General features: G+C 48.5%; 18 protein-coding genes. 16 read left to right on the top strand and 2 right to left on the bottom strand.

Translation table 11 applies throughout. The features are described 5' to 3' along the window. Nucleotides 1-281: 281 nt before the first annotated feature. From DW677_RS01090 to clpB, 4 genes are all read left to right on the top strand, one after another. A complete protein-coding gene (locus DW677_RS01090; RefSeq protein ID WP_015555130.1) occupies nt 282-560 on the top strand; it encodes a helix-turn-helix domain-containing protein in 279 nt (92 codons plus the stop codon). Then, nucleotides 547-1,677, top strand: a complete 1,131-nt coding sequence (locus DW677_RS01085; RefSeq protein ID WP_117566318.1) for a type II toxin-antitoxin system HipA family toxin — start codon at nt 547-549, stop codon at nt 1,675-1,677. The genes DW677_RS01090 and DW677_RS01085 overlap by 14 nt, the downstream gene beginning before the upstream one ends. Before the next feature lie 242 nt (nt 1,678-1,919). Then, on the top strand, nt 1,920-2,366 hold the full coding sequence (locus DW677_RS01080) for an Hsp20/alpha crystallin family protein (RefSeq protein ID WP_015555115.1): 447 nt from the start codon (nt 1,920-1,922) through the stop codon (nt 2,364-2,366). 153 nt (nt 2,367-2,519) lie between these two features. Beyond that, nucleotides 2,520-5,120: an ATP-dependent chaperone ClpB gene (clpB, locus tag DW677_RS01075; protein ID WP_117566317.1), complete on the top strand. Its 2,601-nt coding sequence runs from the start codon at nt 2,520-2,522 to the stop codon at nt 5,118-5,120. Nucleotides 5,121-5,425: 305 nt separating this feature from the next. Here clpB and pcp read toward each other — a convergent pair whose 3' ends face one another. Beyond that, a complete protein-coding gene (gene pcp / locus DW677_RS01070) occupies nt 5,426-6,067 on the bottom strand; it encodes a pyroglutamyl-peptidase I (RefSeq protein WP_117566316.1) in 642 nt (213 codons plus the stop codon). A gap of 339 nt (nt 6,068-6,406) precedes the next feature. Here pcp and DW677_RS01065 point away from each other — a divergent pair, with 339 nt between their 5' ends. From DW677_RS01065 to ppdK, 11 genes are all read left to right on the top strand, one after another. Continuing rightward, a complete protein-coding gene (locus tag DW677_RS01065) occupies nt 6,407-7,282 on the top strand; it encodes a methionyl aminopeptidase (protein ID WP_117566315.1) in 876 nt (291 codons plus the stop codon). Between the two features lie 156 nt (nt 7,283-7,438). After that, nucleotides 7,439-8,077: a hypothetical protein gene (locus DW677_RS01060; RefSeq protein ID WP_015555111.1), complete on the top strand. Its 639-nt coding sequence runs from the start codon at nt 7,439-7,441 to the stop codon at nt 8,075-8,077. 527 nt (nt 8,078-8,604) lie between these two features. Then, complete coding sequence (gene ilvB / locus DW677_RS01050; protein WP_117566314.1) at nt 8,605-10,269, top strand: biosynthetic-type acetolactate synthase large subunit; 1,665 nt, start codon at nt 8,605-8,607, stop codon at nt 10,267-10,269. A gap of 7 nt (nt 10,270-10,276) precedes the next feature. Next, nucleotides 10,277-10,813 carry an acetolactate synthase small subunit gene (gene ilvN, locus DW677_RS01045; protein WP_117566313.1) on the top strand — a complete coding sequence of 179 codons (537 nt, stop codon included), beginning with the start codon at nt 10,277-10,279 and terminating at the stop codon, nt 10,811-10,813. 14 nt (nt 10,814-10,827) lie between these two features. Next, on the top strand, nt 10,828-11,841 hold the full coding sequence (ilvC, locus tag DW677_RS01040; RefSeq protein WP_117566312.1) for a ketol-acid reductoisomerase: 1,014 nt from the start codon (nt 10,828-10,830) through the stop codon (nt 11,839-11,841). A 336-nt stretch (nt 11,842-12,177) separates the two neighbouring features. After that, complete coding sequence (gene ilvD, locus DW677_RS01035; RefSeq protein WP_117566311.1) at nt 12,178-13,824, top strand: dihydroxy-acid dehydratase; 1,647 nt, start codon at nt 12,178-12,180, stop codon at nt 13,822-13,824. A gap of 219 nt (nt 13,825-14,043) precedes the next feature. Then, nucleotides 14,044-15,357, top strand: coding sequence for an ATP-binding protein (locus DW677_RS01030; RefSeq protein ID WP_117505161.1), 1,314 nt, complete (start codon nt 14,044-14,046; stop codon nt 15,355-15,357). A 445-nt stretch (nt 15,358-15,802) separates the two neighbouring features. Further along, a complete protein-coding gene (gene spo0A / locus DW677_RS01025) occupies nt 15,803-16,612 on the top strand; it encodes a sporulation transcription factor Spo0A (protein WP_015555104.1) in 810 nt (269 codons plus the stop codon). A 139-nt stretch (nt 16,613-16,751) separates the two neighbouring features. Continuing rightward, nucleotides 16,752-18,197, top strand: coding sequence for a glycogen synthase GlgA (glgA, locus tag DW677_RS01020; protein ID WP_117484912.1), 1,446 nt, complete (start codon nt 16,752-16,754; stop codon nt 18,195-18,197). A 35-nt stretch (nt 18,198-18,232) separates the two neighbouring features. Further along, on the top strand, nt 18,233-18,691 hold the full coding sequence (locus DW677_RS01015; protein ID WP_117471056.1) for a divergent PAP2 family protein: 459 nt from the start codon (nt 18,233-18,235) through the stop codon (nt 18,689-18,691). Between the two features lie 277 nt (nt 18,692-18,968). Continuing rightward, a complete protein-coding gene (gene ppdK, locus DW677_RS01010; RefSeq protein WP_117566310.1) occupies nt 18,969-21,608 on the top strand; it encodes a pyruvate, phosphate dikinase in 2,640 nt (879 codons plus the stop codon). Nucleotides 21,609-21,764: 156 nt separating this feature from the next. On the opposite strand, the gene DW677_RS01005 is transcribed toward ppdK, so the two are convergent. After that, nucleotides 21,765-22,973 (bottom strand): ribokinase, encoded by a 1,209-nt coding sequence (locus DW677_RS01005; RefSeq protein ID WP_242992086.1) that lies wholly within the window; start codon nt 22,971-22,973, stop codon nt 21,765-21,767. Between DW677_RS01005 and DW677_RS18600 the strand changes: the two genes are divergently transcribed. Beyond that, nucleotides 22,962-23,258 carry a nucleoside hydrolase gene (locus tag DW677_RS18600; protein ID WP_242990591.1) on the top strand — a complete coding sequence of 99 codons (297 nt, stop codon included), beginning with the start codon at nt 22,962-22,964 and terminating at the stop codon, nt 23,256-23,258. The genes DW677_RS01005 and DW677_RS18600 overlap by 12 nt on opposite strands. Nucleotides 23,259-23,412 lie beyond the last annotated feature (154 nt).

The raw sequence follows: 23,412 nt of genomic DNA, 5'->3' as shown, positions 1-23,412 counted from the left end.
GAGAAATTTGTGGAAATGGTGGTCTTTTTTAATGAAAATTTTGATGGAATTTTGGGCTGTTAAAAGATATTATGAGCGATTGATATGTGTCTGTAGGTAAATGGAGATTGCAGAGATCATAGTGAGAATAGATCGTGTTACATTTTTATTGATTTGTTTATTGACTGATGGTAAAATAATAGTAGATAATATATTATATATTTTGAATATAATCATATAATAATAGATAAAATATTGTCTATTAAAAGCATAAAAAAACGGAATCGAAAGTGGGAAAGACTATGGAAGGTTTTATATGGGAGACAGCGGAAGAACTGGATTTGAAGCTGGCGCAGAGGGTCCGCAATATTAGAAAACGGCGTTCAATCTCGCAGGAGAAGCTGGCGTCGATGAGCGGTGTGAGTTATGGTTCTGTTAAAAGATTCGAGTCTACCGGTCAGATATCCTTGTTGTCTCTGACGAAGGTCGCAATGGCACTGGATATTGCAGATGAACTTAGGAATATTTTTTCGCAGGTACCATACAGAGACATAAAGGAGGTCATAAATGAAACAAGATAATACGCTGCAGGTGTATTATGATGAAAGGCTTGTGGGGACGTTGGCCATGACAGCAAATCGAAAAGCAGCATTTCAGTACAGCGATGAATGGCTGGAACATGGATTTTCGATCAACCCGTTTTCTCTGCCGTTAAAAAAGCAGGTGTTTGTGCCCACAAAGGATTATTTTGGCGGCCTTTATGGCGTGTTTGCGGACAGTCTTCCGGATAATTGGGGAAGATTGCTGCTAAATCGTCTGCTTCGTGAGCATAAACAGAATCCGGATAAACTAACGGTTTTAGACCGCCTGGCAATCGTTGGAAAATCGGGAATGGGTGCGTTGACGTATTATCCGGAAAGAAAATTTCCAGAGCAGCAGGATAATCCTGACCTGGATGAACTGGCGCGGGAGTGTCAGAAAATATTGAACACAGAATATACAGACAAACTTGACGAATTGTACCGGCTTGGAGGAACGAGCGGAGGAGCAAGGCCGAAGATCATGACTTCAATCGGAAATGAAGAGTGGATCATAAAATTTCCGGCCCATGTAGATGGAAAAGATGCAGGAAAAATGGAGTATGATTATTCATGCTGTGCCCGGAAATGTGAAATTACGATGAGTGAGACAAAGTTGTTCCCATCTGGAATCTGTAAAGGCTATTTTGGAACCAGGCGGTTTGACAGAGTCCCTGATCAAAATGGAATAAAGCGAGTCCATATGCTGACAGCTGCAGCGCTTCTCGAACTGGACTTTGAACAGCCGAGTCTTGATTACCACAGTCTGATGAAACTTACGAAGATATTGACGAAGGATCATTATGCGGATGTGGAAAGTATGTTTCGAAGAATGTGTTTTAATGTTTTTGCGCATAACAGAGATGACCACTCAAAAAATTTCACCTATTTGTATGATGAAGAAAAAGATCAGTGGAGACTGAGCCCTGCATACGATCTTACTTATAGTAATACGTACTATGGGGAACACACAACGACCGTTGACGGAAATGGAAAAGATCCGGGAAGAAAAGAATTATTAGCTGTTGGCATTACGGCTGGAATGAAGAAGAACCGGTGTATGGAAATTATTGATGAGATCGAGAGGTGTGTGGGAGAGATGCTTGGCGACTACCTATAGAATGCGTTCTACGATGCGCCTGAAAAGTTACAATGTGTCAATGAAATACACAATTAATTCACAAAAAAATTAGCACTCGCCTCTTGACAGTGCTAATAATATGTGTTATATTACATGCAGAACAAAGGAAGAGAGAAAAAATCAAAGGATCTCAAGGAGTTCCCAAGATTGGAAAATCTTCTGAAGTTCTTTCAGATAGATGACAAACAAGAAAACAGGAATTCTGATTGGAGGAATGATTTATGTATATGCCGAGTATTTTTGGAGAAAGTTTATTTGATAATATGTTCCCGTTTGATGAGAAGTTCTTTACAGAAAAGAAGGATCCGCTGTATGGTAAGAATGTATCCAGACTGATGAAGACAGATGTCAGAGAGACAGAAAAGACGTATGAGCTTGATATCGATCTTCCGGGATTTAAGAAAGATGAGATCCAGATCGAACTGAAGGATGGTTATCTGACCGTCAGTGCCGAGAAAGGTCTTGATAAGGACGAGGAAGATAAGAAAGGCAAATACATCCGCAAGGAACGTTATGCAGGTGCTCTGAGCAGAACCTTCTATCTTGGCGAGGAGATCCGGGAAGAGGAGATTAAGGCAAAATTCGAAAACGGTATCCTGAGCGTATCGATTCCGAAAGAGGAAGAGAAGAAGGTTGAAGGTCCGAAGCACATTTCCATCGAGGGGTGATCTGACAGCCCTGAGCGGTAACGATACAGAAATGTATGCGGAGCTGCCACGTATCTGAAAGATTAAGCCGCCCGGCGGATGAGAATTTCACTGGGCGGTATTACTGACAACAAACACAACAAGTACTTCAGAATTGAAGGGAGGCTTGCGATCATGAATATCAGCAAATTTACACAGAAATCAGTGGAAGCAGTCCAGAACTGCGAGAAGCTGGCTTATGAATATGGAAATCAGCAGATCGACCAGGAACATCTCCTGGTGAGTCTGTTAAAGTTAGATGACAGCCTGATCTTAAAACTGATCACAAAAATGGGAATCTCCGGTGAGCAGTTTGCGGATGAGGCGGAAGCAGCACTTAAGAAGCTGCCGAAGGTATCCGGAGGCGGACAGGTTTATCTGACTCAGGACCTCAATAAAGTCCTGATCGACGCCGAGGACGAGGCAAAGGCGATGGGAGACGAATATGTTTCCGTCGAGCATTTGTTCTTATGCCTGTTAAAACAGCCGAACAAGGCTATGAAGGAACTGTTCCGTACTTATGGGATCGACCGGAATAAATTCTTACAGGCTCTGTCCACGGTCCGCGGCAACCAGAGAGTTACCAGTGATAATCCGGAGGCAACCTACGATACCTTAAATAAATACGGTTCTGACCTTGTAGAAAAGGCAAGAGACCAGAAGATGGACCCGGTGATCGGCCGTGACGCCGAGATCCGAAACGTGATCCGGATCCTTTCCAGAAAAACGAAAAACAACCCGGTCCTCATCGGTGAACCCGGTGTTGGTAAGACCGCCGTTGTAGAAGGTCTTGCACAGCGTATCGTCCGCGGCGATGTGCCGGAGGGCTTAAAAGACAAGAAATTATTCTCACTGGATATGGGTGCCCTTGTTGCGGGAGCGAAATACCGTGGTGAGTTTGAGGAACGTTTAAAAGCCGTTCTCGATGAGGTGAGAAAGAGCGAGGGACAGATTATTTTGTTCATTGATGAGCTTCACACCATCGTCGGAGCCGGAAAGACGGAAGGCTCCATGGATGCCGGCAATATGTTAAAGCCGATGCTTGCCCGTGGTGAGCTGCACTGTATCGGTGCGACGACGCTGGATGAGTACCGGAAATATATTGAGAAGGATCCGGCTCTGGAACGTCGTTTCCAGCCGGTTATGGTCGATGAGCCGACAGTCGAGGATACGATTTCGATCCTTCGTGGACTGAAGGACCGTTATGAGGTTTATCATGGCGTAAAGATCACCGATTCCGCGCTTGTAGCGGCGGCAACCCTTTCCAACCGTTATATCAGCGATCGTTTCCTTCCGGATAAGGCTATCGACCTCGTGGATGAAGCGTGCGCAATGATCAAGACGGAGCTCGATTCCATGCCGACGGAGCTGGATGAACTCTCCAGAAAGATCATGCAGCTGGAGATCGAGGAGGCGGCTCTTAAGAAAGAGACAGACCATTTAAGCCAGGAACGCCTTGCGGATCTTCAGAAGGAGCTGGCGGAGCTCCATGACCAGTTCGCGACTCAGAAGGCCCAGTGGCAGAACGAAAAGGCGACGGTTGATAAGCTTTCCTCCATCCGTGAGGAGATCGAGGCAGTCCATCGTCAGATCCAGGATGCACAGCAGAAGTACGACCTGAATAAGGCAGCAGAACTCCAATACGGCAAACTCCCGCAGCTTGAAAAAGAGCTGAAGGAAGAGGAGGAGAAGGTCAAGAATACAGATCTGAGCCTTGTTCACGAGAGCGTGACCGAGGACGAGATCGCAAGGATCATCTCCCGCTGGACCGGTATCCCGGTTGCAAAACTCACGGAAAGTGAGAGAAACAAGACCCTTCATCTGGACGATGAGCTCCACAAACGTGTTGTCGGTCAGGATGAGGCAGTTGAGAAGGTTACAGACGCGATCATCCGTTCCAAAGCCGGGATCAAGGATCCGACAAAGCCGATCGGTTCCTTCCTGTTCCTGGGACCTACCGGTGTCGGCAAGACAGAGCTTGCAAAGACACTTGCGGCAAGTCTGTTCGATGATGAGAACAACATGGTCCGGATCGATATGAGTGAATACATGGAGAAATACTCCGTATCCCGTCTGATCGGAGCGCCGCCAGGATATGTCGGATACGATGAGGGCGGTCAGCTGACAGAGGCAGTCCGCAGAAAACCGTATTGTGTCGTTTTGTTCGATGAGATCGAGAAGGCACATCCGGATGTATTCAATGTTCTGCTTCAGGTCCTCGATGATGGACGTATCACAGATTCCATGGGCAAGACCGTTGATTTCAAGAATACGATCATTATCCTGACCTCCAATATCGGTTCCCAGTATCTGCTTGACGGTATCGATGAGAACGGTGATATTAAGCCGGAGGCAAAGGCTGAGGTCATGAACGATCTGCGTGCCCACTTCCGTCCGGAGTTCTTAAACCGTCTTGATGAGACGATCCTCTTCAAGCCGCTTACAAAGAACAACATCGGAAGCATCATCGATCTGCTTGTTGCCGATATCAACAAGCGTCTGGCGGATAAAGAGCTTGTGGTTGCACTTTCCGATACTGCAAAGCAGTTTATCGTAGACAACGGTTATGATCCGGTATACGGCGCAAGACCGCTTAAGAGATATCTGCAGAAGAATGTAGAGACTCTGGCAGCCCGCTTGATCCTGTCGGATGGCGTCCATACCGGAGATACGATCAGGATCGACGTGGTCGACGGAAAGCTCAACGCGTCTGCGGAGAGAGGAACAAAAGAATAATCAGAAAACCGGATTCCGGGCGGGTGCCTCGAAAGGCAGTCCGGAACCCGGATAAAAGAAAAACTTCATCCTTGGAGTTGTTCAGACTGATATCACAGCCTGAAAAACTTCCGAAGATGAAGTTTTTTTGCTCTATAGGAAAGAGTACGTTACATTAAAGCGTGAAAGCAGTGATTCCTATAGAGCAAAAAATCCCTCCGGGGGGATCGCACTGCGGCGGAATGGAATGATGTCGCTAACGCGACCCGCCGCAGGCGGAGAATCCTGCAAAGCAGGATTCTATTTTATGCGACAGAAATGATTTTTTAGTGTGTTTCTCCTCCAATCACTTTGATATCCTGCTCATATTCAACAGCCGCCTTCACCGCCGCTTCCAATGCAGCCGTAATATCCGCAATGGCCATAGACGGGGTCGCCGGTTTATTGACAACCTGGGAAACGGCATACGGAACGTGGATAAAGCCGCCGCGTACATTTGGAGATTCCTTTTGGATATAGTATAAAATTCCGTACATGACATGGTTGCAGATATAGGTTCCTGCGGTGTTGGAGAGGGTAGAAGGATAACCGGCATTTCGGATCTCCTGAACCATCGCCTTCACCGGAAGATTGGAGAAATAAGCGGCATCTCCATCTGCAAAGATCGGTTCATCGATGGGCTGGTTTCCTTCGTTATCCGGGATCCTTGCATCTGTTACATTGATCGCAACACGCTCCGGAGTCACGCCGAACCGTCCGCCGGCCTGACCGATGCTGATGACGATATCCGGGTGGAGTTCCATCATCTTTTCATGGACTTTCGCAATGGATTTATTGACAACGGTCGGGATCTGCAGCTTCGTGATCTTTGCTCCGGCAATCTCGTCTTTCATGGCTTTTACGGCTTCCCATGCCGGATTGATCGGCTCTCCGCCGAAGGGGTCGAACCCGGTGATCAGTACGTTCATGTAAATTCCTCACTTTCTTTACAGCCGCCTCTGCAACGCGGGGGATTTTCAGTCCGGAAAATCCACGCCGTGATATTAACGGCATATTTTCTCAGGAGACTTATTTGACAAACAGAGTCTCCGACGTTATGATAGATAAGGATATTATACAGGAAAATAAAAGAATTCGCAAACGCAATTCCTGTACACGGACAGGGATTTTCTAATGTGCAAACACGAAAAGATGTAGATTGCCGCACACGACCGCGTGAGGCGCGAGAATGTGTCAGGCATATTCTTTTTTAGGGAAAATCCCGTACAGTACAGAAATGTAAAAACAGATAGAAAAGAGGAAAAATTATGTTTCGCAGAATCGGAAAAAATGATCCATGCTGGTGTGGAAGCGGGAAGCCATATTGTGAGTGCCATATGGCATTTGACCAGAAGATCAGTCGTGCCCGCTTTGCAGGCCACGAGGTTCCGTCCCATAAGATCATCAAGACACCGGCACAGATCGAGGGGATCCGTGAGAGCGGAAAACTGAATGTAGCAGTCCTTGACTATGTGGCGGAGCACATCAGAGCGGGAATTACCACGGAGGAGATCGACCAGTGGGTATACGACTTTACGACAAAGCACGGCGGGATTCCGGCACCGTTAAATTATGAGGGATTCCCGAAGAGCGTGTGCACCTCCATCAATGATCAGGTGTGCCACGGAATCCCGTCCGGGGATGTTGTCTTAAAAGACGGCGATATCATCAACGTGGATGTCTCCACGATCCTTCACGGATATTTCTCTGATTCGTCCAGAATGTTCCTGATCGGCAACGTGGATCCGGAAAAGGAAAAACTTGTCCGTGTCACGAACGAAGCTGTGGAAAAAGGTTTTGAACAGGTAAAACCGTGGGGATTCTTAGGAGATATGGGGCAGGCAGTCCATGACTATGCGAAGAAGAACGGATACACCATTGTCGAGGAAGTCGGCGGCCACGGTGTCGGTCTTGAGTTCCATGAAGATCCGTTTGTAAGCTATGTGACAAGACGGGGCGAGGAGATGCTTATGGCACCGGGGATGATCTTCACCATCGAGCCGATGATCAATATGGGCCGTCCGGATATCTTTGTGGATGACAGCAACGGCTGGACGATCTATACCGATGACAGGCTTCCGTCTGCCCAGAGGGAGATCATGGTACTCGTGACAGAGACCGGACATGAGGTCCTTGCGTGGTAGAAAAACAGGGAGAAAAAACGTTACTGTTTGCGCAAGGCGTAAACAGTGACGAAAAACCTGATGAAAAACAGGAAAATTCCTTGAATAGTATCTGAAAATTCGGTATAATATAGTCAAATAACAGTAAACGTGAGATTTGAATAAGGAGGATCGTGTATGGAGTTAAAGTATGACAAAATTCAGACGACCGGTACAGATACCCCGTTAAAAATCGTAAAGGGACATTTTGCAACGAATCATGCCCACACGAATTACTATTTTGACCTGACGACGGTAAAGAGCCGTCTGAGTGAGGCGGGAGGAATTGCCCAGGCACTCGTACATATGTATCTGTACGATATGATCGTCGATACAATCGTATGCATGGAAGGGACCGAAGTGATCGGAACACTTCTTGCGCAGGAGCTGACAAAAGGCGGTTTCATGTCGAAGAACGCCCACAAGACGATCTACGTTATCAAACCGGAGTTCAACAGCAATAGCCAGATCGTGTTTAAGGACAATTACCGCGCAATGATCAACGGAAAGAATGTGCTGATCCTCACCGCGACCGTGACAACAGGTCTGACGATCAACAAGGCGATCGAGGGTGTCCAGTACTATGGAGGAATTATTCAGGGGATCTCCGCAGTATTCAGCGCGCTTGAGAATGTCAACGGAATTCCGATCAAGTCGGTATTCGGATTAAAAGATGTTCCGGATTACCAGTACAGCGATTACAGAAACTGCCCGTTATGTAAGGAAGGAAAGAAACTGGATGCGCTGATCAATCCGTATGGATACTCAAAACTGTAAAAAAATAATTTGAAATAGGAGCAGCTCTGCAGACCGGGGAAATCCCGGTGCCTGCAGAGCTTTTTCTTTTAACTGGGAACTCCGATGAATTCCCAGTTAAACAAAAAGGCACTGACGAGCCAGCGATGTTACATAACTCTGGTTCATACAAGCTATAAAAAGAAACTACTTGCAATTTCTGACAAAGTGCTTATAATAAAACATAGCAACATTGCTGAAAGGCAACTGGAAAGGAGACGCAAAGATATGACGAATCTTATTCTACTCGCAGTCGTGATTCGAATTATCGTCAGCATTATCGTCGTGGACGGGAATGCTTATTTGCGTTATACTGAATCCGGGATTGCCTGATAGAAACTTGAAAGAACAAGTTACGAAAGAAAGCAAAGCCTTACAGTGTAACGCTGTAAGGCTTTTTTATACCTGAATTTTAATACGGACATTTGTCCGTGCCAGAAAAGAAAAAGGCGGGAATGTCTGACAGAGCCGGACATTCCTGTGAGAAATAAGATGAGGGGAAAACAGCTATGAAAATGAACGGAGCGCGGATCCTGGTGGAAGAGCTGATCCATCAGGGCGTGAGAGTGATCTTCGGATATCCGGGGGGAGCAGTACTTGATATCTACAATGAACTCTATCTTGCGTCTGACCGCATCGGACATGTCTTAACGGCCCACGAGCAGGGAGCTGCCCATGCCGCTGACGGATATGCGAGAGCAAGCGGAAAGACCGGCGTGGTCCTGGCGACAAGCGGTCCCGGTGCTACCAATCTTGTGACAGGGATCGCGAATGCCTACCTCGATTCCGTACCGATGGTCGCGATCACAGGAAACGTCGCGGTAAACAGTCTCGGAAAGGATTCTTTCCAGGAGGTGGATATCGTCGGAATTACACAGCCGGTAGTAAAACACAACTTCATGGTCCGCGACATCAAGGATCTTCAGAGAACGATCATCGAGGCCTTCGAGATCGCAAACTCCGGACGTAAGGGACCGGTTCTCATCGATATCCCTAAGAACGTCCAGTCCGCGGAATATGAATATTTTGAGGACTTAAAGGTTCCGAGCGTTGTGAAAAAGCCGAGAAGGTCCGAGTGCAGCAGCATCGACGAGGTCGTAGAGATGATCAAAAAGGCGAAAAAGCCGTTTATCTACGCGGGTGGCGGTGTTGTGGCAGCAGGAGCCCAGAAAGAAGTTCTGGAACTCTCCAGGAGAGTGGATGCGGCCATCGGTCTTTCCATGATGGGAATCACATCAGTTCCGGCATCCTACCCGTTAAACCTTGGAATGTGCGGCATGCACGGAAAATATCCGTCTATCAAGGCACAGTCCGAATGTGACCTGCTTTTAGCAGTCGGCGTAAGATTCTCCGACCGCGCAACAGGTGACTTAAACGAGTATACAAAGAAATGTATGACGGTCCATATCGATATCGACCGTGCGGAGATCGGAAAGAACGTCAGTCCTGACGTGAGCCTCTGGGGCGATGTGAAGGAGATCCTCGATAAGATCCTGGAAGAACTCCCAGAGGAAAGGCATCCGGAGTGGGTGAACGAGCTTGAGGGCTACAAGAACGAGATGATCCTCCCGGCACCGAAACCTTACGGACCGGAAGCCATCATCGAGGAAGTCCACAAGCACTGCACCGAGGACACAGTGGTCGCTACCGACGTGGGACAGCACCAGATGTGGACCATGCAGTTCTATCCGTTTGAAAAGCCGCATACGCTTCTCACTTCCGGCGGTCTCGGAACCATGGGATACGGTCTCGGTGCAGCCATCGGCGGATGCATCGCAGCGAGAGGCAGAAGAACCGTTCTCTTCACCGGAGACGGAAGCTTCGGAATGAACTTAAACGAGATGGCAACGGCGGTAAGCCAGGAGCTTCCGATCACCATTGTCATTTTCGACAATGATGTCCTCGGAATGGTAAGACAGTGGCAGACAATTTTCTACGACTGTCACTATTCCCAGACGATTCTGGACAGAAAGACGGACTTTCCGGCTCTGGCGAAAGCATTCGGCGCTGACGGATACGCGGTCTACACGATGGAGGATCTAAAGAAAGCTCTCGACGTAGCCGACAAATCCCAGGGACCGGTGCTGATCGACTGTCACATTGATATGGATGAGAAAGTCCTGCCGATGATCCCGCCGGGACGATCCATCAAAGACATGATTGTGGAAGGATAAGGTGACCATGGAAAACAAAGTTGAGAAGTTTGCGGTCGCCATGATCGTAAACAACCGCTTCGGCGTTTTAAACCGCATCGCCGGTCTTTACGCAAAGCGCTGCTATAATATCGATAATATCTCCGCAGGTACGCTGGATGATCCGAATTATACGCGGATCACCATCGTCTCCACAGGAGATGAATATATGAAGGACCAGGTGGTCCGTCAGCTGGAAAAACTCATCGATGTCCGTGCCGTAACACTTTTGGAACCGGAAAACACCGTATTTGCCCAGCATATGTACATCAAAATGCACCTGACAGGAACCCACAGAGGTTCCAGCAAACATCAGGTACTGGATCTGATCAACGAGTACGGCGGAAAAGTCGTAGACTTCGGTGAAGAGCATCTGACAGCCGAGATTACCGGAGACAGCAAAAAAGTTGAATCGTTTATTGAAAAAGTCAGAGGTTTTGGTATATTAGAACTTAGCCGGTCGGGAGAGATCGCGATCGGTTTAGGAATAGACAACACATTACGTGTCGATCACAATGAAGAATAAGGAGAAGAAAAACTATGGCAACCATGTATTATGAGAGAGATTGTAACTTATCACTTCTTGACGGAAAGAAAGTAGCTGTTATCGGCTACGGTTCCCAGGGTCATGCACACGCTCTGAACTTAAGAGATTCCGGTGTGGATGTAGTAGTAGGTCTTTACGAGGGCTCCAAGTCCGCAGCAAAGGCAAAAGAAGACGGCTTCACAGTTATGCTCACAGCAGACGCTGTAAAGGTAGCAGATATCATCATGATCCTTGTAAACGATGAGAAGCAGGCAGCTCTCTACAAGAAAGATATCAAGGACAACCTTACAGCAGGCAAGACACTTGCATTCGCTCACGGCTTCAATATCCACTTCAAACAGATCGTTCCGCCGGCAGACGTTAATGTTATCATGATCGCTCCGAAAGGACCGGGCCACACCGTTCGTTCCCAGTATGTTGGCGGCAAGGGCGTTCCGTGCCTCGTAGCTGTTGAGCAGGATCCGAGCGGAAACTCCATGGAAGTTGCTAAGGCATACGCTGCAGGCATCGGCGGAGCAAGAGGCGGTATCCTTGAGACAACATTCAAGGAAGAGACAGAGACAGACCTCTTCGGTGAGCAGGCAGTTCTCTGCGGCGGCGTTTGCGCATTAATGGAAGCTGGTTTCAACACACTTGTAGAAGCTGGTTACAAGCCGGAGAACGCATACTTCGAGTGCATCCACGAGATGAAACTGATCGTAGACCTGATCTTCAACGCTGGTTTCGAGGGAATGAGATACTCCATCTCTGATACAGCTGAGTATGGTGATTACGTAAGCGGTAAGAGAATCATCGGCGACGAAGCGAAGAAGGCTATGAAGCAGGTATTAACAGAGATCCAGGATGGCACATTCGCTAAGAACTGGATCCTTGAGAACCAGGTTGGCAGAACCATGTTCAACGCAGCAAGAGCAGCACACGCTGATACACTTGCAGCTAAGACAGGCCGCGAGTTAAGAGCAAAGATGGGCTGGAAGCAGACACAGGATCTTGACGAGGCTAAATAGTCGCGATAGCAATGAGCAGTGCGAATCCGACGAGGAAAGATTCCCGTTGTGCTCGCACATAAGTGAATCTTTGCCGGCGGATTCATAGGGCGAATGCCCGCGCACGAGCGGACACAAGTCCGCGAGTGTGGCACTGCGGGGCAGCGAATCCGACGAGGAAAGATTCCTGTTGTGCTTGCACATAAGTGAATCTTTGCCGGCGGATTCATAGGGCGAATGCCCGCGCACTCGCGGACGCAAGTCCGCGAGTGTGGCACTGCGGGGCAGCGAAACCCTAAAAAAATCTTCAGGGCCAGGCATCACCGCCTGGCTCTGGATTTCATAAGGAGAAAAATCATGAATTCAGATAAAGTAAAAGCCGGTGTAGAGCATGCGCCGCATCGTTCCCTTTTAAAGGCAGACGGATATAACGATGAGCAGATGCGCCGCCCGTTTATCGGCGTTGTAAACTCTTTCAATGAAGTAGCACCGGGACATATGCACTTACAGACTATCGCCCGTGCCGTAAAGGACGGCGTCCTTGCAGCAGGTGGAACACCGATGGAGTTCAATACCATCGGTGTCTGCGATGGTATCGCCATGGGCCATGATGGAATGCATTTCTCTTTAAGCTCCCGTGAGCTGATCGCAGATACCATCGAATGTATGGTAAAGGCACACTGCTTCGACGCACTCGTATTCATCCCGAACTGTGATAAGATCGTTCCGGGTATGTTAATGGCAGCAATGCGTCTGAACCTTCCGTGTATCTTCGTATCCGGCGGTCCGATGCTCTCCATCAACCAGAGAGATTTAAATACTGTATTCGAGGCAGTTGGTGCCAGAAAGGCAAATCTGATCAACGACGAAGAACTCGCTGAGATCGAGGGAAGCTCCTGCCCGGGCTGCGGTTCCTGTTCCGGTATGTTCACGGCAAACTCCATGAACTGCTTAACAGAGGTTCTTGGCCTCGGTCTTCCGGGAAATGGTACGATCCCGGCTGTATACGCTGAGCGTGTCCGTCTCGCAAAGACTGCAGGTATGCAGGTTATGAAGCTTTTAGCTGACGATGTTCGTCCGCGCGACATCATCACACCGGCTGCATTCGAGAACGCTCTGACAACCGATATGGCCCTCGGATGCTCCACCAACTCTGCACTCCACCTTCTTGCAATCGCCCATGAGGCTGATATCTCTCTTGATCTTCACATGATCAACGAGATCAGTGAGAAGACTCCGAACCTGTGCCACCTCGCACCGGCTGGACATCACCACATGCAGGATCTCCTGGAAGCAGGCGGAATCTCCGCAGTATTAAAAGAACTTCTCGACGCAGGAATGATCCACGGAGACTGCAAGACTGTAACAGGAAAGACGGTTGCTGAGAATGTTGCCCGTGCTGAAAACCGCAATCCGGAAGTTATCCGTCCGTTAGACAACCCGTACACAAAGACCGGCGGACTTGCTGTTCTTTTCGGAAACCTGGCTCCGAACGGTGCGATCGTAAAACGTTCCGCTGTAAAACCGGAGATGTTAGTCAACACCGGTACCGCAAAGTGCTTTGATTCCGAGGAAGAGGCGATCGCAGCAATCTACGCTGGAAAGATCGTTCCGGGCGACATCGTTGTCATCCGTTACGAGGGTCCGGCAGGCGGTCCGGGAATGAGAGAGATGCTTTCTCCGACATCCGCGATCGTTGGTATGAAGCTTGACACAACCGTTGCTCTTCTTACAGACGGACGTTTCTCAGGAGCATCCTGCGGTGCAGCTATCGGACATATCTCCCCGGAGGCAGCCGCAGGCGGCCCGATCGCTTACATCAAAGACGGCGACAAGATCGCTATTGACATCCCGAACTACAGCTTAAAGCTGCTTGTTTCCGATGAAGAGATGGAAGAGAGAAAAAAGACCATGAAGATCCGCGAGCCGAAGAAGCTGACAGGATACTTAAAACGCTATGCGAAGAACGTATCCTCTGCGGATAAGGGTGCTATCGTAGAGTAATTTGATACCTAGGGTCAAAAGGTCGGAAGGCCTTTGGCAAGCTTGTTTGCAAAAGGCTTTTTGATCTTGGAACCCTGGTATCGCATGATATATAAAAGGCGGCGGGCTTATTTTGGAAGCTGCGCCGCCTTTTTACCAGGTACCTGACGGAAAATGCCATACGGCAGTTTCTGAAGGCTGCCAGGTTTCGGAAAAATCCCCGGAAAGAGAGGAAACTATATGAACGAGATCGTATCAAACCTGCTCGTATACGGCAGCCTGCCGGAAGACTCGATCCTCTGGCAGCTTGCGGATATCTGTGAGAAACTGAAAGATGGAACAGAGACGAAGGCGGCGCTCAGAGGCCGCGTTTTCCACCAGGTGAAGAATCTTCTGACGGTTGCCACAGACTACGCTTTTGACAAGAACTTATGGCACAACTACCTGACATTCCTCCTGATCACGAATGAGAATCCGTTCAGCCTCGTCTGTGAGAAGATGGGGGCTCAGGAAGGAACGGTCAACAACTTTGTGACCCACGATTTCGACATGTTCAAGGAACTGTTCGATTACGATTTTTCCTGGCTGGAGAAAGAACTCTCCATCGATTGCTTCACACAGCTGACCCACTACCAGGCAATCCGCAAAAAAGAGCTGATGTACAATAAAAATGTCAGCGAGAAAGTGAGAAACTTAAGCGAGAAGCTTGAGACGGCCGAGTCAGGCGCAGATTTCTTCCAGTATGTGACGGAGTTCTACAAAGATTACGGTGTCGGCATGTTCGGACTCAACAAGGCATTCCGCATTGCTGAGAACAAGGACGGATCCATCCGCTTCCTGCCGATCAACAACATGGATACCGTTATGCTGGATGACCTCATCGGCTACGAGCTCCAAAAGAAGAAACTCGTGGAGAACACCCAGGCATTCTGTGACGGAAAAGCGGCGAACAACGTGCTGTTATTCGGCGACAGCGGTACCGGTAAATCCACCAGCATCAAGGCCATCGTCAACCAGTTCTACCCCCAGGGCCTGCGCATGATCGAGATCTACAAGCATCAGTTTAAGGATCTTTCCACGATCATCGCCCAGATCAAGAACCGCAACTACAAGTTCATCATCTACATGGATGATCTCTCCTTCGAGGAGTTTGAGATCGAGTACAAGTTCTTAAAGGCTGTTATCGAGGGCGGAGTCGAGACAAAGCCGGACAACGTGCTGATCTACGCCACATCCAACCGCCGTCACCTCATCAAGGAGACGTGGAAGGACAGAGAGGACATGGAACACAGCGAGGATCTGCACCGCTCCGACACCATGGAGGAGAAGCTCTCCCTGGTCAACCGGTTTGGCCTTTCTATCTTCTACGCGAAGCCGAACAAGGAAGGGTTCAACGAGATGGCAGTGGCTCTCGCGAGACGCGCGGGCATCACTCCGGAGGTTATGACTGATGAGGAGATCTGCTACGAGGCGAACCGTTTCGAGATGCGCGGTGGCGGACTTTCCGGCCGTACAGCGCAGCAGTTTGCGAATTACCTGCTCACGATCAAATAAAAACGACAGAATACGAGAAGACCCGGTATGGAAACATGTCGGGTCTTTTTTATGTAACGGGAAATTCCGAGGAATTCCCCGTTACATAAAAAGGCACTGACGTGCCAAAGATGCATACTCGCGCGAAGATGTAGATCGTCGCAAGCGACCGCGCGAGGCGCGAGAATGTGCCAAGGCACATTCTTTTTAACATGTCTGCTGTTAAAGAATGTTAAGAAAAGAAGATATAGTGATAAAAATAGATACAAAGCTCGTAAAATAACGAAAAATCACGAATGATTTTGAAATTGTACACCTATTTCGGATTGGATTCGACAAGGGGGCAATACTATAATGTCTATATTCCTACCGGGGATGCTCAAAAAGAAAAATATCATGTCAGACGCCCGGCCGGAACGGGGAAAATGACCGAAAAAGAAACTTTATGTGTTACAGGAGGAGCATTATGGCAGAATTATCCATTGCGATTGCAGATGACAACAGACAGACTTTGAATTTACTTGGCGAAATTCTGGAAAAAGAAGATGGGATCCATGTAGTTGGGAAGGCGGATAATGGCGAGGACGCGTACAACATGATCGTCCGCACGAATCCGGATATTGTTCTCATGGATGTGATCATGCCGAGACTGGACGGAATTTCCGTCATGGAAAAAGTAAAAAACAACACGCAGATGAAGAACCACCCGTCCTTCATCATGGTGACGGCGGCCAGCAGCCAGGATGTGACAGAGGACGCGTTCCGGCTCGGAGCTAATTATTATATTATGAAGCCCTTCAACAGGGATATTATTCTGGATAAGATCCACAGAGTCTGTCGCGGTCGGATAAAAGCGGCAGGTGCGGTACATACGGATGTGAAGAAGGTACAGCCGTATCTTGATAAAGAGACCTATATAGAACAGAATCTCGAGACGGATGTGACCCAGATGCTGCATGAAATCGGAATTCCGGCCCATATTAAAGGATACCAGTATCTGAGAGATGCCATCATCATGTCCGTCCGGGATACGGAGATGCTGTCCTCTGTCACGAAGATCCTTTATCCGACCATCGCGAAGACCCACAAGACGACACCGAGCCGCGTGGAGCGCGCCATCCGCCATGCCATTGAGGTTGCTTGGGGCAGAGGAGAGCTTGATACCCTGAACAGCCTCTTTGGATACACGGTGAACGGCGGCAAGGGGAAACCGACAAATTCTGAATTTATTGCGCTGATTGCAGACAAAATTCGACTGGATTATAAACGTATCTGAAAAATCTGAAAAATCTGAAAAAGCAAAAAGACCCACTTTCTAATTTCCGAGGGATGTGTTATACTGAATCTAATAGCGGGGCATGGCATTTTTGCGGATTTTCCCTGCCATGGAGCAAAAAGTGGAAGGATGGGTTATCATGAAGAAAATATTGTTTGTCGCTTCCGAGGCTGTACCTTTTATCAAGACCGGCGGACTTGCCGATGTTGTGGGATCCTTACCGAAATGTTTTGATAAAGAATATTTTGATGTGCGGGTCATGATCCCGAAGTATCTCTGTATCAAGGATAAATTTTTGAGCAATCTTACTTATGTAAATCATTTTTATATGGATTACCTGGGACAGAGCCGTTATGTCGGAATTCTTGAATATGTATATGAAGGGATCACCTTCTATTTTATCGATAATGAGAGTTATTTCTGGGGCGATAAGCCATATGGTGATTGGTATTATGACCTGGAAAAATTTTCATTTTTCTCACAGGCAGCGTTATCCGCACTTCCTGTGATCGGATGGAGACCGGATGTGATCCACTGCCATGACTGGCAGACTGGACTGATCCCTGTATATTTAAAGGGAAGATTCGGAGAGGGAGAGTTTTTCCGCGGAATCAAGTCCGTCATGACGATCCACAACCTGAAATTCCAAGGCGTGTGGGATGTAAAGACGATCCAGAGATTCTCGGGACTCCCGGACTACTTCTTTACACCGGATAAGTTAGAGGCATACAAAGACGGAAATATGTTGAAGGGCGGTCTTGTGTATGCCGACGCGATCACGACGGTCAGCAACACCTACGCGGAGGAGATCAAGACCCCGTTCTACGGAGAAGGGCTTGACGGACTTATGCGGGCGAGATCCGGCGATCTCCGTGGGATTGTAAACGGTATCGACTATGATGTCTTCAACCCGGAGACGGATCCGGATATCGTTCAGAATTACAACGCGAAAAATTTCAGAAAAGAGAAAGTGAAAAATAAACGCGCGCTTCAGGAAGAGCTTGGTCTCGCGAAGGACGATAAGAAGTTCATGATCGGTATCGTCTCAAGACTCACGAACCAGAAAGGTCTGGACCTGATCCAGTGCGTGATGGACGAGATCTGTACGGATGATGTGCAGCTGGTCGTTCTTGGAACCGGAGACGAGAACTATGAGAATATGTTCCGCCATTACGACTGGAAATATCATGACCGCGTATCAGCGCAGATATACTACTCCGAGCCGCTGTCCCACAAGATCTACGCGGCCTGCGACGCGTTCCTGATGCCGTCCTTATTTGAGCCGTGCGGTTTGAGCCAGCTCATGGCGCTCCGCTACGGAACGGTGCCGATCGTCCGCGAGACAGGCGGCTTAAAGGATACGGTATGGCCGTACAATGAGTTCGAGGGAACAGGAACAGGATTCTCCTTCGCGAACTACAATGCCCACGAGATGTTGAATATTATCCGCTATGCGAAGCATATTTACTACGATAAGAAGCGGGAATGGAATAAGATCGTTGACCGGGCGATGGCTGTGGACTTCTCCTGGAAGACGTCTGCCGGAAAGTATCAGGAATTATATGACTGGCTGATCGGATACTAAAATGACTTGGAAATACTGACATAAAAGAGGAAAACATGACAATGTGGAATGAATTTCTGGGAAACCAGATACTGATCAGTGCAGTGCTCGGATGGACAGTGGCGCAGTTTTTAAAGACCGTGATCGATATGGTGATTAATAAGTCTTTTAATCCGGAGCGGATCTTCGGCTCCGGAGGAATGCCGAGTTCCCATTCAGCGACGGTCTGTGCGCTTACGACGGCATCCGGAATGAAGTACGGAGTGGGAAGCTTTGAATTTGCCATCAGCTTTGTTCTCTCGATGATCGTAATGTACGACGCGATGGGCGTAAGGCGGGAGACCGGAAAACAGGCAAAACTGTTGAACAGCGTTTTCTTTGAGAATATCCTGAATTTAGACGGAGTTTTTCTCCAGGAAAAACTGAAAGAATATGTGGGACATACGCCGCTACAGGTAGTTGCGGGAGCGGTTCTTGGTATCCTCCTGGCAGTGCTCACTGGTAAATTGTACTAAATTAAAAGAAAATTGTGTACAATTTTGACCAAGAAAAACGACGGAAATTTACAGAAATATGTGAAAAAATCACGAAACTTTTATAAAGGGATGTTGCAATTTTTGGCAACATCCCTTATAATATGTACAGGCCTTTTTTCCGACACTCGATTTTTTTGTGCGATATTTCCAAACCGGAGTTACGTGATGGGGGAGCGGAAGTATTGCAGGGGAGCAAAGAGATGAGGGCAATATAGACATCTTAGTCTAAACTAAATTCTAGGAGGAATAACAACTTATGGCAAAGTGGGTTTATAAGTTTGAAGAAGGCAGCGCGGCAATGAGAAATCTTCTCGGCGGCAAAGGCTGCAACCTTGCGGAGATGACAAATCTTGGCATGCCGATCCCGCAGGGATTCACAGTAACAACAGAAGCCTGCACAGACTACTACAACAGCGGAAAACAGATCACAAAAGAGATCCAGGATCAGATTTTTGAAGCTTTAGCATGGCTCGAGGGTGTAAACGGAAAGAAATTCGGTGATACCGAGGATCCGTTACTTGTATCTGTACGTTCCGGTGCACGTGCATCTATGCCAGGTATGATGGATACCATCTTAAACCTCGGTTTAAATGATGTAGCAGTAGAAGGTTTCGCAAAGAAGACAGGTAATCCGCGTTTCGCATATGACTCCTACAGAAGATTCATCCAGATGTATTCCGACGTCGTTATGGAAGTTCCGAAGTCCTACTTCGAGAAGATCATCGACGAAATGAAGGAAGCAAAAGGCGTTCACTATGATACAGAGTTAGACGCTAACGATTTAAAGGAGCTTGCTGAGAAGTTCAAAGCTGTATACAAAGAGGCTATGAAGGGCGAAGAGTTCCCGCAGGATCCGAAGGAACAGTTAATGGGAGCTGTGAAAGCTGTATTCCGTTCCTGGGACAACCCGCGTGCGATCGTTTACCGTCGTATGAACGATATTCCGGGCGACTGGGGTACCGCAGTAAACGTACAGACAATGGTATTTGGTAACAAGGGTGAGACATCCGGTACAGGTGTTGCGTTTACACGTAACCCATCCACAGGTGAGAAGGGTATCTTTGGTGAGTACCTGATCAACGCACAGGGCGAGGACGTTGTTGCCGGTGTTCGTACACCGCAGCCGATCTCCCAGCTTGAGAAAGACCTTCCGGAGTGCTACAAGCAGTTCATGGAACTGGCTATGAAACTTGAGAATCATTTCCACGACATGCAGGATATGGAGTTCACGATCGAGGAGGGTAAGCTCTACTTCTTACAGACACGTAATGGTAAGAGAACCGCTCCGGCTGCGATCCAGATCGCATGCGATTTAGTTGATGAGGGACAGATCACTCCTGAGGAAGCAGTTTGCAGAATCGAAGCGAAATCCCTCGATCAGTTATTACATCCGACCTTTGATCCGGCTGCATTAAAGGCAGGCGAGGTTATCGGACAGGCTCTTCCGGCTTCCCCGGGTGCTGCAGCTGGTAAGGTTTGCTTCACAGCAGATGACGCTAAGGCAGCTGGTATCGGCGGCAAGGGCGAGAGAGTGATCCTGGTTCGTCTTGAGACATCCCCGGAGGATATCGAGGGAATGCACGCTGCACAGGGTATCTTAACAGTCCGCGGTGGTATGACATCCCACGCAGCAGTAGTTGCACGTGGTATGGGTACCTGCTGTGTATCCGGCTGCGGTGAGATCAAGATCAACGAGGAGAAGAAGGAATTCACACTCGGCGGACATACCTTCCACGAGGGCGATTACATCTCCTTAGACGGTACAACAGGTAAGATCTACAACGGTGATATCAAGACTCAGGAAGCATCCGTAGGCGGAAACTTCAAGAGAATCATGGATTGGGCTGACTCCTTCAGAAAACTTGGTGTCCGCACAAACGCTGATACACCGGCTGATACAAAGAACGCAGTTAAGCTTGGCGCAGAGGGCATCGGCCTTTGCCGTACTGAGCATATGTTCTTCGATCCGGAGAGAATCCACAACTTAAGAAGAATGATCGTTTCTGATACAGTAGAGGCAAGAGAGGAAGCATTAAGCAAACTCCTTCCGTACCAGAAGGGCGACTTCAAGGCTATGTACAAGGCACTCGAGGGCAGACCAATGACAGTCCGCTACTTAGATCCGCCGCTGCATGAGTTCACTCCTAAGACAGAGGAAGAGATGGCAGAGCTTGCAAAAGATATGGGCAAGACTGTTGACGAGATCAAGAAGAAATGCGATGAGCTTCATGAGTTCAACCCGATGATGGGTCATCGTGGATGCCGTCTTGCAGTTACCTATCCGGAGCTTGCAAAGATGCAGACACGTGCGATCATGGAAGCTGCGATCGAAGTAAAAGAAGAAGATGGATATGATATCATTCCGGAGATCATGATCCCGCTCGTTGGCGAGAAGAAAGAGCTCAAATTCGTGAAAGATATCGTTGTTGAAGTTGCTGAGCAGGTTAAGAAAGAGAAAGGCTCCGATATGCAGTACCACATTGGTACAATGATCGAGATCCCGCGTGCAGCTCTTACTGCAGGTCAGATCGCTGAGGAAGCTGAGTTCTTCTCCTTCGGTACAAACGACCTGACTCAGATGACATTCGGCTTCTCCCGTGATGATGCCGGCAAGTTCCTTGATTCCTACTACAAAGCAAAGATCTACGAGTCTGATCCGTTCGCAAGACTTGACCAGACTGGTGTTGGCCGTCTCGTAGAGCTCGCAGTTAAGGAAGGACGCGCAACACGTCCGGAGTTGAAGTGCGGTATCTGTGGCGAGCACGGTGGAGATCCGTCTTCCGTAGAGTTCTGCCACAAGGTTGGCTTAAACTACGTAAGCTGCTCACCGTTCCGTGTACCGATCGCAAGACTTGCTGCTGCACAGGCTGCTCTTCATGAGAAAGGTTACAAATAGGATATAATGAGATCGTAAGATCATAGGAGACCCCTGGGAAATTTTCCCAGGGGTCTTTTTGAGCATATGCGTCTGTAAAATAAAAATGCCCGGATATTTTTCCTGCAAAATGTCGATAGTTTTGCCTGGAAAGGATATCTGGGCATTTTTTACATCTTAACTTATAGGCTTGTTGAGGAGTTCCGGCTCCACCTGATGAATATAAGCTTCCAGCGTATGTCTGTCCGGCAGAGAGGATGTAGTTCCCTGACGGGTGACCTCCAATGCAGCGGAGCAGGTGGCGATCTTTGCGGAGGTGACGAGGTCATATCCGTACATCATGTAGGAGACCAGGGCGCTGATAAAGGCGTCGCAGGCACCGGAACTGTCGATGGAGATAATGTCCCTGGCAGGGATCCGGCATTCACAGCCAAATTCCCGGCTCTTGATGTAAGAACCGTCAGCCCCCAGTGTCACGATCACGGTTCCGATTCCGGAATCAAGAAGACGGTCAACGGCTTCGTTGATATCTGCGGCATCCGGCACGATCTCAAATAATTCGCTGTGGTTTGGAATGATCATGTCGATCATGGAGAGAAGCTTATCCGGCAGCACGGAACAGGCGCTCGGCTTTAAAACGGTCCGGATGTGTTTAGCTTTACAGATCTCGCATGCTGTGAGAAGTGTTTCTGTCGGGACTTCCGTCTGCATCAGGCAGCAGCGGGCATTCGCGAAAAGTTCCTCATTGAGGGCAATGATCTGTGGAGTCAGGGCGTTGTTTGCACCGGACATGATGGAGATCATGGAGTTTCCGTCCTGTTGTACGAAGATATACGCCTGTCCGGTCTGCTCATTCCGGCAACGTTTTAAGCCGGTCTTGTCCATTGTATAGCCGTGAAGATAATCGAAGATCGTATCCGCGTCCACATCGTCCCCCATGCAGCTGATCGGTACGGAGAAATGACCGAGCCGTGAGAGTCCCACGGACTGGTTTAAGCATTTTCCGCCTGGATAGGTGGCAGAACTTGCGGTGCGGACTGCTTTTCCGGTGTGCGGCAGTTGGTCAAAGTTCAGATACCGGTCCATATTTGTACTGCCAACGACGATTACTTTCTGGGAACTGAACAGATAAGGCACACCTACAGAGGAAAGACCAGTGAGAACCGGGAGTGCGGTGAAAGGCTTGGTTTTTCCTCCTTTCGCTTCTACGATCTTTACGAGGGAAGTGAGAGCATGACGTCCGCATTCGGTGTGCGGCACCGGAATCGCGGAGATCGGTGGGTACGTCTGAGGGAGTTCATAGTCATCGATCAGGGAGCCGTCGGAAATAAGGTTGCTGATGTGTGTGCGGACCTTCTTTCCTTTGCGGCAAAGATGTATGGTCACTCTGAACTCTGCGATGCCAGCACCGTGAGCTGGCTTATCGATCCGGCAGTGGTGAAAAAGAGCCTGATGGTCCATATCGATGTGGAGACAAAGGGCGAATTCACCCGCGGAATGACCGTCTGCGACTGGAGAAAGTATATGGGCGAGGACCCGAAAGAGGATCTCTCCCACGAAAAGCAGGTGGATGCGGACGGAAAAGAGCCGAATGTCGAGATGGCGATGGAATTTGATAAGAATCGTTTCTGGGAATTGCTCGTTGAGACGTTGAAAGAATACGGGAAATAAGGAAAACAAAAAATGTCATGGAAACCGGAGATCCCTTTTTGAGGCGCGGTTCCATGACATTTTTAACAGGCACTAACGTGCCAAAGATGCGCACTCGCGCGAAGATGTAGATTGTCGCAAGCGACCGCGCGAGGCGCGAGAATGTGCCAAGGCA

The organism is Clostridium sp. AM25-23AC (genome assembly GCF_003435125.1).
Taxonomy (GTDB): Bacteria; Bacillota; Clostridia; order Lachnospirales; family Lachnospiraceae; genus Pilosibacter; species Pilosibacter fragilis.
This window is presented reverse-complemented; position numbering and strand designations above follow the sequence as displayed.